The 14,961-nt window shown below is 71.2% G+C and carries 12 protein-coding genes and 1 riboswitch; of the genes, 8 read left to right on the forward strand and 4 right to left on the reverse strand.

What is annotated here, in order from left to right; translation table 11 throughout:
• Positions 1-30: 30 nt before the first annotated feature.
• Positions 31-148: riboswitch (SAM riboswitch) on the forward strand.
• A gap of 228 nt (positions 149-376) precedes the next feature.
• On the forward strand, positions 377-1,777 hold the full coding sequence (locus ACT1U9_RS22940) for an aminotransferase class V-fold PLP-dependent enzyme (RefSeq protein ID WP_444534550.1): 1,401 nt from the start codon (positions 377-379) through the stop codon (positions 1,775-1,777).
• Between the two features lie 120 nt (positions 1,778-1,897).
• On the opposite strand, the gene ACT1U9_RS22945 is transcribed toward ACT1U9_RS22940, so the two are convergent.
• Both ACT1U9_RS22945 and ACT1U9_RS22950 read right to left on the reverse strand, forming a co-directional pair.
• Positions 1,898-2,182, reverse strand: coding sequence for an Lrp/AsnC family transcriptional regulator (locus tag ACT1U9_RS22945; protein ID WP_188274064.1), 285 nt, complete (start codon positions 2,180-2,182; stop codon positions 1,898-1,900).
• Positions 2,179-2,925, reverse strand: a complete 747-nt coding sequence (locus ACT1U9_RS22950; protein ID WP_444534551.1) for a rhomboid family intramembrane serine protease — start codon at positions 2,923-2,925, stop codon at positions 2,179-2,181. The genes ACT1U9_RS22945 and ACT1U9_RS22950 overlap by 4 nt, the downstream gene beginning before the upstream one ends.
• A 167-nt stretch (positions 2,926-3,092) precedes the next feature.
• Between ACT1U9_RS22950 and ACT1U9_RS22955 the strand changes: the two genes are divergently transcribed.
• The 5 genes from ACT1U9_RS22955 to ACT1U9_RS22975 all read left to right on the forward strand — a co-directional run bounded on the left by ACT1U9_RS22955 (position 3,093) and on the right by ACT1U9_RS22975 (position 8,548).
• Entirely contained in the window at positions 3,093-3,338 is a 246-nt protein-coding gene (locus ACT1U9_RS22955) for a hypothetical protein (protein ID WP_444534552.1), read from the forward strand.
• Between the two features lie 43 nt (positions 3,339-3,381).
• Positions 3,382-4,743: an NYN domain-containing protein gene (locus tag ACT1U9_RS22960; protein WP_444534553.1), complete on the forward strand. Its 1,362-nt coding sequence runs from the start codon at positions 3,382-3,384 to the stop codon at positions 4,741-4,743.
• Between the two features lie 257 nt (positions 4,744-5,000).
• Positions 5,001-6,026, forward strand: a complete 1,026-nt coding sequence (locus ACT1U9_RS22965) for an NlpC/P60 family protein (RefSeq protein ID WP_444534554.1) — start codon at positions 5,001-5,003, stop codon at positions 6,024-6,026.
• A 262-nt stretch (positions 6,027-6,288) separates the two neighbouring features.
• Entirely contained in the window at positions 6,289-7,302 is a 1,014-nt protein-coding gene (locus ACT1U9_RS22970) for an NlpC/P60 family protein (protein ID WP_444534555.1), read from the forward strand.
• Positions 7,303-7,318: 16 nt separating this feature from the next.
• Complete coding sequence (locus tag ACT1U9_RS22975) at positions 7,319-8,548, forward strand: hypothetical protein (protein ID WP_444534556.1); 1,230 nt, start codon at positions 7,319-7,321, stop codon at positions 8,546-8,548.
• On the opposite strand, the gene ACT1U9_RS22980 is transcribed toward ACT1U9_RS22975, so the two are convergent.
• Positions 8,524-9,759: a glycosyltransferase 87 family protein gene (locus tag ACT1U9_RS22980; RefSeq protein ID WP_444534557.1), complete on the reverse strand. Its 1,236-nt coding sequence runs from the start codon at positions 9,757-9,759 to the stop codon at positions 8,524-8,526. The two genes, ACT1U9_RS22975 and ACT1U9_RS22980, sit on opposite strands and share 25 nt — an antisense overlap.
• Before the next feature lie 64 nt (positions 9,760-9,823).
• Here ACT1U9_RS22980 and ACT1U9_RS22985 point away from each other — a divergent pair, with 64 nt between their 5' ends.
• Both ACT1U9_RS22985 and ACT1U9_RS22990 read left to right on the forward strand, forming a co-directional pair.
• Positions 9,824-10,999: a glycosyltransferase family 4 protein gene (locus tag ACT1U9_RS22985; RefSeq protein ID WP_444534558.1), complete on the forward strand. Its 1,176-nt coding sequence runs from the start codon at positions 9,824-9,826 to the stop codon at positions 10,997-10,999.
• Between the two features lie 316 nt (positions 11,000-11,315).
• Positions 11,316-12,935 (forward strand): GMC oxidoreductase, encoded by a 1,620-nt coding sequence (locus ACT1U9_RS22990; protein WP_444534559.1) that lies wholly within the window; start codon positions 11,316-11,318, stop codon positions 12,933-12,935.
• Here the strand turns inward: ACT1U9_RS22990 and ACT1U9_RS22995 are convergent, their stop codons facing one another.
• Positions 12,936-14,732 (reverse strand): AMP-dependent synthetase/ligase, encoded by a 1,797-nt coding sequence (locus tag ACT1U9_RS22995; RefSeq protein ID WP_444534560.1) that lies wholly within the window; start codon positions 14,730-14,732, stop codon positions 12,936-12,938.
• Positions 14,733-14,961 lie beyond the last annotated feature (229 nt).

Below are 14,961 nucleotides of genomic sequence, written 5' to 3' on the forward strand. Positions count from 1 at the left end.
TACGCGGACATATGGCAGGATGCTTTCCAAGGTCATGAGTGACAGCGACTACGGCCCCGGCCCGCTGTCCGGCAACCCTCCGTCCGTGGCGGGGTGCCCCGGGTGAAGACCAGGCCGTAGGCAGCGAGGTCTACGGCAAGCGCGGACCCCTGCGCACTCATTTCCTTGAGTGGCGCGCCCCTGGGGTCCTGGTCCTCAAGGGAGCAGTCTCGTGAGCAAGCGAATGCGATAGGGCCTTCGGCCCCTCTTTCTGTACACCTCCGTACGCCCTTCTTTCGCGTACGTCGAGGTCAACCCCCGTGCGCCGAACGGCCGTCGAGCCGTCGCCGCGGGGCCTTCACAGTCAGTTCGCCTTGTCCTGCCGGGAGATACCGCCATGTCCGCATACGCGTCGACGTCCACCGCCACCTCTGCTTCCGCCTCCGCTTCTGCTTCCGAAGAGTCCTGCTGTGCCGCGCCGCTGCCGGTGCTGGGCCGCGATGTCACCGTCCCGCTGGTCACCGGCGGCGAGGTGACCTACGCCGCCCTCGACTACGCGGCGAGCGCGCCGGCCCTCCAGCGGGTGTGGGACGACGTCGCCGCGTACGCCCCGTACTACGGCAGCGTGCACCGGGGTGCGGGCTATCTCTCGCAGCTCTCCACCGACCTGTTCGAGAACAGCCGGGCGGCGGTGGCGGAGTTCCTGGACTGCCGCCCGAGTGACCAGGTGGTCTTCACCCGCTCGACGACCGACTCCCTGAACCTCCTCGCCCAGGTGATCCCGGCCGACTGCCAGGTCTTCGTCTTCGAGACCGAGCACCACGCCTCGCTGCTGCCGTGGCGGGACGCGCGGGTGACCTACCTCAACGCGCCGCGTACGCCGCAGCAGGCGGTGGCCACGCTGGAGCGGGCGCTCGCCGACCGTGACCCGTACGGTCCGGCGCTGGTGTGCGTGACCGGTGCGTCGAATGTGACCGGTGAGCTGTGGCCGGTGCGGGAGTTGGCGGCGGCCGCGCACGCCCACGGCGCGCGGATCGTGCTCGACGCGGCGCAGCTGGCGCCCCATCACCCCGTTTCCGTACGGGAGTTGGACGTCGACTGGATCGCGTTCTCCGGGCACAAGCTGTACGCGCCGTTCGGCTCGGGTGTGCTCGCGGGGCGGGCCGACTGGCTCCAGGCGTCCGAGCCGTATCTGGCGGGCGGGGGCGCGTCGCGGCGGGTCGCGCGGCGCGGTGACGGCGGGGTGGATGTGGAGTGGCACACCACGGCCGCGCGGCACGAGGCCGGTTCGCCGAACGTCATCGGTGTGTACGCGATTGCGTCCGCCTGCAAGGCGCTGAGCGAGGCGGGGTTCGCGGCGCTGGTGGAGCGGGAGAAGCACCTGATCGCGAAGGTGCGTACGGGGCTTGCGGCGGTGCCGGAGGTGCGGGTGCTGTCGCTCTTCGGCGACGACGCGCCTCGGGTGGGCGTCATCTCGTTCGTGGTGGAGGGGTGGAACAGCTCGCACTTCGCGGCGGCGTTGTCCGCGGAGTACGGGATCGGGGTGCGGGACGGGTTGTTCTGCGCTCATCCGCTGGTGCGGACGTTGCTGGGGAGTGAGCCGCAGGAGCCGGGGGAGTGCGGGGCGCCCGAGGCGGAGCCGGGGGAGCGGTCGTTGAACGCGATCCGGGTCAGCTTTGGGGCGGGGACGCCGGACGAGCATGTGGATCGCTTTGTGCGGGCGGTTGGGGAACTGGTCCGGGACGGTGCGAAGTGGGAGTACCGGACGGAGGAAGGTCGCTGCGTCCCGGCGGTGTGAATCCCCCACCCCACCCCTTCCCGAAACTCTCCGAGGGAGCTCTTTGGGTGCGGGCCGTGCTGGGTTGCTCGCGCAGTTCCCCGCGCCCCTGACTACCTAGGGGCGCGGGCTGCCGGTGGGCTACTCCGCGTCCAGGCCGATGGCGAACGCCGCCTCCAGGTCGTGCTGGGAGTAGGTGCGGAACGCCACGTGCGTGTCCGTGGCCTCTACGCCCGGGATCTTGCTGATGCGGCCGGGGATGATGTCCGCGAGGTTGTCGTGGCGGGCCACTCGGACCAGGGCGATCAGGTCGTAGGTGCCGGTCACCGAGTAGACCTCGGACACGTTCTCCAGCGCCGCGATCGACTCCGCGATCTCGGGGATCCGGTCCACGCTGGTCTTGATGAGCACGATCGCGGTGATCACGGCTGGTCTTCTCCCTCGGTGGCGGCGGTGGCGGCCGACGCCGGTGGCGGCTTCGGTCGTTTCACTCTAGCCGTACGGCGATAACGTCCCCAGGCGTAGAGAAAGCCCAGGCCGAAGCCGACCAGATGGGCCAGATACGCCACCCCGGGCCCGGCCGGCGCCGCCCGTACCGCGAGCCACTGGAGCACGAACCAGAAGACCAGCACGATCCAGGCGGGAAAGCGCAGCGGCAGGAAGAAGAGGAACGGGAAGAGGCTGGTCACCCGCGCCCGGGGGAAGAGATACAGGAACGCGCCCAGGACCCCCGAGATCGCGCCGGACGCGCCCACCAGGGTCTGGTCGGAGGTGGAGTGCGCCGCCGCGTACGCCAGCAGGGCCAGATAGCCCACGCCCAGATAGAAGAGTGCGAACGCGACCTTGCCCATGCGTTCCTCGGCCATCGCGCCGAAGACGTAGAGGAAGAGCATGTTCCCCAGCAGATGCAGCCAGTTGCCGTGGACGAAGAGCGCGGTGAGGGGGGTGACGAGGGCGCCGGGGTCGCCCGTCGTGAGTTCGTTCGGGATGACACCCCAGCGGGCGAAATACGCGCTCTGGGCGGTGAGTAGTGCGTCCCCTGTTCCGTATGAGGGATTCAGGCCGGACACCGGGCTGATGATGAAGATCAGGCAGCAGAGCGCGAGCACCGTGTAGGTGACCGCCGGGCCCCGCGCCGCCGTTCCCCGCAGGGCACTCCGCTTGATCATGACCAGAGCATGGCGTAACGGGAGCGAACGGTACAGACCGCCTCGCCGTGCCGTGGCACAGCCGGTAGGCCGTAGGGTTACGGGCAGTACATCCGCAGTTCGACGGCGCACCGCGAGATCCTGGACCATGGCCGATCATTGACAGCATGGAAGAAGGACGGCACTCCATGACCACCGTTCCCCAGCCGACCGCCGACACCCGGTGGCGCTGCACGCTCTGCGGCAACCTGACCCGCTTCGACGTCACCCGCTCGTCGAAGGTCGTCGAGTACGTCCATCTGGACCTCGCCGGAGAGCCGAAGGTCGAGGAGCGCGAGGTGGTCAGTGAGACCATCGAGTCGGTGCGCTGCCGCTGGTGCAACGCGGTGGACCAGATCGAGCTCGTGGACAGGCCGGGCGCCGACTCCCAGTGACGGGGTCCCGGTGAGCGACGGACGACAGTTGAGGTGACGGATTGTGGAGCATGCAAGCGGTGCCGAACCGGCCGGTGCTGCCGGTGACGGCCCCGCCGAGGTGCTCGACCGCCCGCTGCCCGAAGGGGTGCGGCGCCGGGTCGTCGCGCTGGTCTCGGACGCCTTCGGCGGGCTGACCGTCACCGAACTGCCGTCCCAGTTGCGGCAGTACGCCCGTTTCACCCCGATCCGTCGCGCCAAGTTCGCGGGCAACGCGATGGCCGCCGCCCTCGAATCCGACCCGCTGTTCCGGCAGCGGATCGGGGAGCGCCTGAAGGAGGCTCAGCCGGAGCTGGCCGCCGCTCTGGAGTCCGGTGCGCCCCCTGCGGCCGCCGACCCGGTGGACGTCGCGGCCGCCGCCTATGTGCTGCGCCCCACCGGCTGGGTCAAGCTCGTCGCCGCCGCGGGCGAGGAGGCCCAGCGCGCGGACGCCGAGCGCGCCGACGAGGAGGGCCGGCGCGAACTGGAGCGGCTGCGCGCGGAGCTGGCCGAGGCGCACGAGCGGGGCCGCGCCGAACACGAGGAGCTGCGCGCCGACCTCGCGGCCGCCCGCAAGGAAGCCGAAACGCTCCAGCGCAAGCTGCGCAGCGCGCTCAGCGACGTCAAGCGCGGCGAGGCCGCCCTACGCAAGGCCACCGGGGAGATCGACGGGGTCAGAGCGGAGGCGGCGGCCCGGGTGGCCGCCGCCGAGAGCGAGTCGCGGCGGCTCAAGACCCGCCTGGGCGAGGCCGAGGCGTCCGTCGAGGCGAGCCGGCGCGCGGTGCGCGAGGGGCGCTCCATCGAGGACATGCGGCTGCGGCTGCTCCTCGACACGGTCCTGGACGCGGCCTCCGGGCTGCGCCGCGAACTGGCGCTGCCCCCGGCCTCGGTGCGCCCTGCCGACACCGTGGACGCGGTCGCCCCCGGCCAGATGACCCCGAAGGACATCGCGGCCCGGGCCCTGTCCGAGACCGACCCCGCGCTGCTCGACCAGCTGCTCGCGCTGCCGCAGGTGCATCTGGTGGTGGACGGCTACAACGTCACCAAGACCGGCTATCCGACGATGCCGTTGGAGAAGCAGCGGCTGCGCCTGCTCGGCGGTCTCTCGATGCTCGCCGCGCAGACCGGCGCCGAGATCACCTGTGTCTTCGACGGCGCCGAGCTCGCCGCCCCGGTGCTCCTCGCCCCGCCCAGAGGCGTACGGGTGCTGTTCTCCAAGCCGGGCGTGACCGCCGACGAGCTGATCCGCCAGCTCGTACGGGCCGAGCCGTCAGGGCGTCCCGTGGTGGTCGTCTCGACCGACCGCGAGGTCGCGGACGGCGTCGCCAAGGCCGGTGCCCGGCCCGTCGCGTCCGTCATGCTTCTGAAGCGGCTTTCGCGCGTCTAGTAACTCCTGCGTTCAATGCCCGAATTCGGGTGATCAGTTCCCAGCACTCTGTCAAGTGCCCATTACTACGCGTGGGATGACTGTAAAGAATCCTCCCTGCGACCGAGTTTTTGCGTATCAGGATTTGAACTGATCACAAGAGGGTCACTAGGGTCGGGGCTCGAACCTTCACGCGGTTGATCACTCGTCCGGGGTGACCGTGAAGGTCCCGCCGAGTCTGCGCTGTTCGGCGGCTGAGGAAGAAGGAGCTCGCCTTCGTGGCGTCCCACCGTCGACCCAAGCCCGCGAGCCGCACCCGTGTGACCGTGCTCACCGCGACCGCCGCCGCGGCCGTCGCTCTCACGTCCCAGGCCGCGCACGCGGACCCGAAGCCTTCCAAGAGCGAAGTGAAGGCCAAGGTCGACAAGCTCTACGACGAGGCCGAGCAGGCGACGGAGAAGTACAACGGCGCCAAGGAGAAGCAGGACCAGCTGGAGAAGCAGGTCGGCGCGCTCCAGGACAAGGTGGCCCGCGGCCAGGACGAGCTCAACAAGCTGCGCGACGGCCTGGGTTCGATGGCTTCGGCGCAGTACCGCTCGGGCGGTATCGACCCCTCGGTCCAGCTCTTCCTCTCCTCCAACCCGGACGACTTCCTGGACAAGGCGTCCTCCCTTGACCAGCTGAGCGCCAAGCAGACCGAGGCGCTGCAGAAGATCCAGGAGAAGCAGCGCAGCCTCGCGCAGGAGCGCAAGGAAGCCACGGACAAGCTCAAGGACCTCGCGGACACCCGCAAGGAGCTCGGCGACAAGAAGGCCGAGACCCAGTCCAAGCTCGCCGACGCGCAGAAGCTCCTCAACTCGCTGACCGCCGCCGAGAAGGCGTCGCTCGCGGCCGACGACGCGCGCGCCAACCGCACCGAGACCCGCACCGACCTCGGCAGCGAGGTCCCCGCCTCGCAGCGCGGCGCCGCGGCCCTCTCCGCCGCCCAGTCGCAGATCGGCAAGCCGTACGTGTACGGCGCCACCGGCACCGCCTCGTTCGACTGCTCGGGGCTCACCTCCTGGGCGTACCGCCAGGCCGGCGTGAACATACCCCGCACCTCGCAGGAGCAGGCCACCGCCGGCACCCAGATAGGCCGCAGCCAGCTCAAGCCGGGCGACCTGGTGCTCTTCTACGGCGACCTGCACCACGTCGGCCTCTACGCGGGCAACGGCCAGGTGCTGCACGCCCCGAAGCCGGGCGCGGTCGTGCGCTACGAGTCCATGGACAACATGCCGTTCCAGTTCGGTGTCCGCATCGGCTGACGCCCCGCGCGACACGTACGGCCCGGTCACGGGTCGCTTGCCGACCACGCCCGAACGGGCGAATTCCGGCAACTCGCGCTGACGCCACGCCCCGCCGGTGACCTGTGTTCTCCGGTGGGGCGTCACTTTGCGTAGGCACAAGGGTCGTTGGCCGCCCGTGCCGGTCCCGCTACTGTCCGGCGTGCGGTGCCCCCGTGAACCTCCAACTCGTCCGCCCGCCCGGGCGGCAGGGGTCGCACCGGCGGAAGGAGTGCGGCTTCACGTGGCGTCCCATCGCCGTCCCACGCAGCCCGGCCTCGGCCAGACCACCCGGGTCACCGTTCTCTCCGCGGCGGCGGCCACCGCGGCCGCGGCCTTCGCGGCACCGGCGAGCGCCGACCCGGGCGACACCGGCAAGGCCAGGGTCGACCGGCTCTTCGCCCAGGCGGAGAAGGCGACCGAGGAGTACGACAAGGCGGACGAGCACGCCACCGAGCTGCGCAGGCAGGTCAGTGACGCGCAGGACAGCGTCGCCCGGGGCCAGGAGCGGATCAACCGGATGCGGGGCGCGCTCGGCGCGATCGCCGGCGCCCAGTACCGCTCCGGGGGCATCGACCCCTCCCTCGCGCTGCTGCTCTCCGAGAACCCGGACAGCTATCTCGACAAGGCCGCCGCCCTCGACCGGCTCAGCGAGCGCCAGAGCACGCAGCTGCGCGAACTCCAGCAGGAGCTGCGGCGGATCGGCCAGCAGCGCACCGAGGCCACCCGCAAACTCGCCGAGCTGGAGCGCAGCCGTGTCGAGGTGGCCCGGCACAAGCGGACCGTCGAGTCCAAGCTCGCCGAGGCCCGCCGGGTGCTCAACGCGCTGCCCACCGCCGACCGCGCCGCCTTCGACCGCGCCTCGCGCGGCGGCGGCCGCACCCCCGACCTGGGCAGTGCGGTGCCCGCGTCGGGCCGGGCGGCGGCCGCCGTGCTCGCCGCCCGCCAGGCGCTCGGCAGGCCCTACATCTGGGGCGCCAACGGGCCGTCCGGGTTCGACTGCTCGGGCCTGATGCAGTGGTCGTACGCGCAGGCGGGCGTGGGGCTCCCGCGCACCTCGCAGGCGCAGCGGTACGCCGGGACCCAGGTGCCGCTCTCCGAGGCGCGCCCCGGCGACCTCGTCGTCTATCGCCATGACGCCAGCCATGTCGCGATGTACGTGGGCAACGGGCAGGTCATCCACGCCCCCTACCCGGGCGCGCCGGTGCGCTACGACCCGGTGGGCATGATGCCCGTCTCCTCGGTCACGCGCGTGTGACCGTACGATCGGGAGGATGGCGGATCGGCGGTTCACCGGCGGGTGGCGACGGCGCACGGCGGGATACGGACTCGCTGCGCTGCTGCTCGCCTCCGCCTGCTCGGCCCCGGCCGCAGCCCCCGACGCCACCTCCCACCAGGTCCAGCGCACCCTCGACAGCCGCGCCGCCGCCGTACTGCACCACGACGAGCGCGGCTATCTGGACGCGGTGGACCCGGCGGCCGGGACCTTGCGGGACGCCCAGCGGGCCGAGTTCACCAACCTGCGCCAGGTGCCGCTGAGCGCCTGGGCGTACCGGGTGACGGGCCTGACCCACGACGGCGCGCGGGCCAGCGCCCAGGTGGAGCTGCGCTACCGCATCGACGGGTACGACAGCGCGCCGGTCGTCTCGAACCGCGTCGTGGAGCTCGGCGAGCGCGCCGGGCGCTGGTACGTCACCGCCGACCGCCCGGCCGACGGCGCCGCCCAGCCGCTGTGGCAGCAGGGCCCGGTGACCGTCCTGCGCGGCACGCACAGCCTCGTCCTCGGCGTCGGCCAGGACCGCACGCTGCTCCAGGAGATCGCCCGCACCGAGGACCGGGCGGTGCCCGCCGTCTCGGCCGCCTGGCCGGGTATGTGGGCGGGCAAGGTGGTCGTCTTCGTCCCTGCCTCGCTGGACTCGATGGCGGCGCTGCTCGGGGCGCCCGCCGCCTCGTACCGGGGGATCGCGGCGGTGACCACCGGCGAGGCGGGCGCGGCCGGGACGACCCCCGCGGACCGCGTGATCGTCAACCCCGAGGCATACGGAGTCCTCGGCGACCTGGGCAAACGGGTCGTCCTCACCCATGAGACCACCCATGTCGCCACCCGCGCCCGCACCTCGCCCGCGACCCCGATGTGGCTCTCCGAGGGCTACGCCGACTGGGTGGGCTACCGGGGCACCGGGCGCACCGCCGCCCAGGCCGCACCGGAACTCCAGCAGGCGGTGCGGCGCGGCGAGCTGCCCGACGAGCTGCCCGCCGACGCGGACTTCGGCTTCGAGGGCGGTGCCGACCGGCTGGCCCGGGCGTACGAGGGCGGCTGGCTCGCCTGCTCCCTGATCGCCCAGCGCTGGGGCGAGGACAGACTCGCCGCCTTCTACGCGAAGGTGGGCGAGCAGAAGCACCGCGAGGGCGCCGTGGAGAAGGCGATGAACGACGAACTGGGCACCACGCCAAGGGAGTTCACCACCCTGTGGCGCTCTTACGTACGGGACCGGCTGGCCTGAGCGGTGAGGACCATGCGGGCCGCCCCGACCGGTGCCGGGACCGTGGCGCGCCACAGCCGACGGCACGCGCTGACCGACGCGGCCACGAGCAGCCCGTTGCGTACGAACAGGAGCAGCACCCCCAGCCAGTCGCTCGCCACCACATGCGAGAAGAACAGCGGGAATTCGAGCAGGGTCGCCCCGGCGGCGGCGAGCACCAGCTTGGCGGGCCGGGCCATCGGACTGCCCGGAAAGACCAGGCACACGGCGGCAAGACCGACCAGCCAGATCAGATACTGCGGACTGATCACCCGGCTGGTGGTGGTAAAGAGCAGGACGGCCGTGAAGGCGGCGTCCGCGAGTGTGCCGGGTGCGCTGTCGCGGGCCCGCAGCCGCCACAGCAGCAGCCAGCCGAACGCCACCGCGGTCAGCCCCATCGCCAGCGTGGAGACCAGCGGGACGTACGGGCCCAGGAACTCCACCGACCCGTAGTTGAGCTGCACATGGCCCTGCCAGCCGAAGTGGCGGGCGACATGGAAGACGAGCGCGCCCAGCGACTCGACCTCGGTGCCGCGCTCGCGCTGGAAGGTGAGGAACGCGAAGGCCCCGGGCGCGACCGCGTGGCACAGCAGCAGGAACCCGCCCGCCGTCACAGCGGCGGTCGCCCAGGCCCGGCGGGGCGCCCGCGCGAGCAGCAGCACCGGCCAGACCTTGAGCAGCGCGCCGAACGCGGTGAGCGCGCCGAGCACACGCGGCCGCCGGACCCCGGCGAGCAGCGCCGCCACGGCCACGGCGGTCACCATCAGGTCGTAGCGCGCGTACGCGGTGGGCCCGAGCAGCGGTACGCCCCAGACCCAGACCCACGCGCCCGTACGGGACTTCCCGGCTCGCCCGCCCGCGTACAGCAGCAGTCCGAAGACGGCGCAGTCGGCGAGGAACGCGAGGACGAAGAAGGCCGACGGGTAGCCGAGGAAGGGGACGGCGCCGGGCGCGAGGATGGCGAGGGCGGCGGCGGGCGGGTACTGCCAGGTGACGTCGTCCAGCGGATACGTGCCGGTGCGCAGCACCTCGTACCAGCCCTGGTAGATGACGTTGACGTCACTGGTGACGTCCGGGCCCGGCGCAACCAGGACCCGGAAGACGCAGAGCAGCAGCAGACACCGGGTGACGGCGAACCCGGCGAGGATCGCGCCGATGCTTTTCGTGCGTCCTGCACCATTCACTGCGGACATGCACACCTCGTCCTGATTCCCATGGCGGAGGAGTCATGATGCCGGGCGGGGGCGTGCCCGAGCGATGAGGCGGGGCCGTTCGGTACTGTCGGCGGCGATGCACAAGACCCTGATCGTGACCAATGACTTCCCGCCGCGCCCCGGCGGCATCCAGGCGTTCCTGCACAACATGGCGCTGCGGCTCGACCCCGAGCAGCTCGTCGTCTACGCCTCGACCTGGAAGCGGAGCCGGGAGGGCGTCGAGGCGACCGCGGCCTTCGACGCCGAGCAGCCGTTCACCGTGGTGCGCGACCGCACCACGATGCTGCTGCCGACGCCCCGGGCGACCCGCCGCGCGGTGGGCCTGCTCAAGGAGCACGGCTGCTCCTCGGTGTGGTTCGGGGCGGCGGCGCCGCTCGGTCTGATGGGGCCCGCGCTGCGCCGAGCGGGCGCGGAACGCCTGGTCGCCACCACGCACGGCCACGAGGCGGGCTGGGCCCAGCTGCCCGGCTCGCGCCAGCTGCTGCGGCGGATCGGCGAGGGCACGGACACGATCACCTATCTGGGTGAGTACACGCGGTCCCGGATCGCCGCCGCGCTCACCGAGCGGGCCGCCGACCGGATGGTCCAACTGCCGCCGGGCGTGGACGAGAAGACGTTCCACCCGGGCTCGGGCGGCGACGAGGTCCGAGCCCGCCTCGGCCTGACCGACCGCCCGGTCGTGGTGTGCGTCTCCCGCCTGGTCCCGCGCAAGGGCCAGGACACCCTGATCCTCGCGATGCCCGCGATCCTCGCGCGCGTGCCGGACGCGGTGTTGCTGATCGTCGGCGGCGGCCCGTACGAGCAGGAGCTGCGCAAACTGGCCGAGGAGACCGGCGTCGCCCCCTCGGTCCGCTTCACCGGCTCCGTCCCCTGGGCCGAACTCCCCGCCCACTACGGCGCCGGCGACGTCTTCGCCATGCCCTGCCGCACCCGCCGGGGCGGCCTCGACGTGGAGGGCCTGGGCATCGTCTACCTGGAAGCCTCGGCGACGGGCCTCCCGGTGGTGGCGGGCGACTCGGGCGGCGCGCCCGACGCGGTCTTGGACGGCGAAACGGGCTGGGTGGTACGAGGCGGCTCCCCCGAGGAGTCGGCGGACCGCATCATCACCCTCCTCCAGGACCCGGCCCTGCGGCGTCGGATGGGGGAGCGGGGCAGGGCCTGGGTGGAGGAGAAGTGGCGCTGGGACTTGCTGGCAGAGAAGTTGAGGGCGCTGCTGTAAGGAGTGGCCGGGCCTACAAGGGGCGCGGTGCCCGCCGTTCAAGAGGCGTGGTGCCCGGCTTTCAGGGGCGCGGGGAACTGCGCGACAAGCCCAGCACGGTCCGCACCCGACATCCGGCCGATTAAGGGGCGCGGGGAACTGCGCGAGCAACCACCCACGGTCCGCAGCCAAAGGCCGGGCAGCAGAGGGGCGCGAGCAACCCACCACCATCCGCAGACGAACCCCGGGCCCACCACATTCCCACCCCTGACGGTCACTCAGATTTAAGACAACGTGACCGCTGGGCGGAAGCCCAAATTCCGCCCATGCTGCGCGCATGACACCAAACCTGACGCGCCGTCACCTACTGGGCCTCGCCGCCCTGGAGACGGCCGCACTGCTCGGCCTCACCCGAATCACCCTCCAACCGGCCCGCGCCGCGCAGGCGCAGGACGCCACCTACACCCCCGCCCTGGTCATAGGCTCCGGCTACGGCGCATCCGTGACCGCACTCCGCCTCGCCCAGGCGGGCATCCAGACCCTCGTCCTGGAAATGGGCAGACTCTGGGACACCCCCGCCCCCGACGGCAAGATCTTCTGCTCGACGGCGGCCCCGGACCAGCGATCGATGTGGTTCCGCACCAGAACAGAGGCCCCGCTGGCCACCTTCCTCTGGCTGGATGTGGTCAACAAGACCATCAGCCCGTACCCCGGCGTACTCGACCGCGTGAACTACGGCGACATGTCCGTCTACGTGGGCCGCGGCGTCGGCGGCGGCTCGCTGGTCAACGGCGGCATGGCCGTCACCCCCCGCCGCGACTACTTCGCCGAGGTACTGCCCCAGGTCGACGCCGCCGAGATGTACGCCACGTACTTCCCGCGCGCCAACGCCATGCTCGGCGTCAACGCGATCGACCCGGCCTGGTTCGAGTCCACCGAGTGGTACGAATTCGCCCGCACTTCGCGGAAGGCGGCCCAGAACACCGGCCTGAAGACCGTCTTCGTACCCAACGTCTACGACTTCGGGTACATGCAGCGCGAGGCGGCCGGCACCGCCACCAAGTCCGCGCTCGCGGGCGAAGTGATCTACGGCAACAACTACGGCAAGCGGTCGGTGGACAAGACCTACCTCGCGGCGGCGCTCGGCACCGGCAACGTCACCATCGAGACCCTGCACCACGCCCGCGCCATCCGCCGGCAGCCCGACGGCACGTACGTCGTCACCGCCGACCGCATCGACCTGACCGGCAAGGTCGTCGAGACCAGGGAGATCGGCTGCGGGAAGCTCTTCCTCGGCGCGGGCAGCCTCGGCACCACCGAACTGCTGGTGCGCGCACGGGAGACGGGCACCCTGCCCGCCCTCGACCCGGCCGTCGGCACCGGCTGGGGCACCAACGGCAACATCATGACGGCCCGCGCCAACTACATGTGGGACACGGTCGGCGCCAACGAGGCCACCATGCCCGCGCTCGGCATCGACGACTGGGACAACACATCCAACCCGGTCTTCGCCGAGATCGCCCCGCTGCCGATGGGCTTCGAGCACTGGGTGAGCCTGTATCTGGCGATCACCAAGAACCCGCAGCGCGGCACCTTCACGTACGACCCCGCGAGTGACTCGGCGAAGCTCAACTGGACCAGGGCGCAGAACCAGCCCTCGGTCGACGCGACCAAGAAGCTCTTCGACCGGATCAACTTCAGCAACGCGACGATCTACCGGTACGACCTGTTCGGCAACGACACGCCGTTCGCCGACGGGTTCTGCTACCACCCGCTCGGCGGCTGCCCGTTGGGGCGGGCGACCGACGACTACGGGCGGGTGAAGGGATACCCGGGCCTCTACGTCACCGATGGAGCCCTGATCCCCGGTTCCATCGGCGTCAACCCGTTCGTCACGATCACGGCGCTCGCCGAGCGCAACGTCCAGCGCGTCCTCGCACAGGACATGCCCACGTGATCAGTGGGCGTAGATCGCCTCGATCTCGTCCGCGAAGTCCTTCGCCACGACATTGCGCTTGAGCTTCAGCGACGGGGTGATGTGCCCCGCCTCCTCCGTGAACTGGGAGGTGAGAATGCGGAATTTCCGCACCGATTCCGCCTTGGAGACCGCGGCGTTGCCGTCGTCCACCGCCCGCTGCACCTCCGCGAGCAGATCCACGTCCTCGCGCAGCGAGGCCGCCGTCGAACCGGCCGGCTTGCCGTGGTCGGAGGCCCAGTGGGCCAGGAACTCCTCGTCGAGGGTGACGAGCGCGCCCACGAACGGGCGTCCGTCGCCGACCACCATGCACTCCGCGACCAGCGCGTGCGCGCGGATGCGGTCCTCGATCACCGCCGGGGCGACGTTCTTGCCGCCCGCCGTGACGATGATCTCCTTCTTGCGGCCGGTGATCGCGAGGTAGCCGTCCTCGTCGAGGGTGCCGATGTCGCCGGTGTGGAACCAGCCGTCGGCCAGCGCCTCGGCGGTCGCCGCCTCGTTGTTCCAGTACCCGGTGAACAGGTGCTCGCCGTGCAGCAGCACCTCGCCGTCGTCCGCGATCCGCACGACCGAACCGGGCAGCGGCTGTCCGACCGTGCCGATCTTCTGCCGGTCCCACGGGTTGAACGCGGTCGCGGCGCAGGACTCGGTGAGGCCGTAGCCCTCCAGAACCGTGAAGCCGATGCCCCGGTAGAAGTGGCCCAGGCGCTCGCCGAGCGGCGCGCCGCCGGAGATCGCGTACTCGCCGCGGCCGCCGAGCACCGCGCGCAGCTTGCTGAAGACGAGCCGGTCGAAGACCTTGTGCTTGATCTTGAGGCCGAGCGACGGGCCCTGCGGGGTGCCGAGCGCGCGGCTGTACGCGATGGCGGTGTGCGCGGCCTTGTCGAAGATCGGGCCCTTGCCGTCCGCCTGGGCCTTGGCCCGGGCCGAGTTGTAGACCTTCTCGAAGACGCGCGGCACACCGAGGATCAGCGTCGGCCGGAACGAGGCCAGTTCATCGGTGAGGTTCTTGATGTCCGGTACGCAGCCGAGCTTGATCGGCGCCATCACGGACGCCACCTCGACCAGGCGGCCGAAGACGTGCGCGGTCGGCAGGAACAGCAGGACCGAGCACTCGCCGGTGCGGAAGAGGGGCTTGAGGCGCTCCACCACGTTGCCGCACTCCGCGAAGAAGGCGCGGTGGGTGAGCACACAGCCCTTGGGGCGGCCGGTGGTGCCGGAGGTGTAGACGATGGTCGCCGGGTCGTCCGCGTGCGCCGACGACATCCGCTGGTCGAGCACCTCGTCGGAGATGTCGGCGCCCAGGGCGGTGAGTTCGGCGACGGCGTCGGACTCGATCTGCCAGATACCCTTGAGGCCCGAGAGCCCGGCCTGTACGGAGGCCACGGCCTCCAGGTGCGCCTCGGACTCGACGACGGCCAGGGTGGCGCCGGAGTCGCCGAGGATCCACTGGATCTGCTCGGGCGAGCTCGTCTCGTACACGGGGACGGTGACCGCGCCCGCGCTCCAGACGGCGAAGTCGAACAGGACCCACTCGTAACGGGTCCGGGAGAGCAGGGCCACCCGGTCGCCGGGCTCCACGCCCGCGGCGATCAGGCCCTTGGCCACACCGCGGACCTCGGCCAGGAACTGGGTGGCGGTGACATCGGTCCAGCGTCCCGCGACCTTGCGGCCCATGACCGCGACGTCGGGATGCTGAGCGGCATTGCGGCGGATCAGATCCGTCAGGTTGCCGTCCGTGGGGACCTCGTACAGGGCCGGAAGGCTGAACTCGCGCAAGACTGCTGCTCCTCATCGGGCGCCGGTGCCACGGCTCTGTGTGACGCACCGGCTGCGGTCCAAGATCGGGCAGGTGCCCGGAGAACCTGTGGGGCGGACTCCGAGCACGACTGGACTGCCCGGACGTTACCCATCGGTAGTGGGTTCCCGATAGGGGGTCCTGGCCAGATGTTCGCTGCGTCACACGGTTCGCACCGCTCCACGCACAGTAGTCCACTCCTTTCGCGAC

The organism is Streptomyces sp. BR1, assembly GCF_052373795.1.
GTDB lineage: Bacteria > Actinomycetota > Actinomycetes > Streptomycetales > Streptomycetaceae > Streptomyces.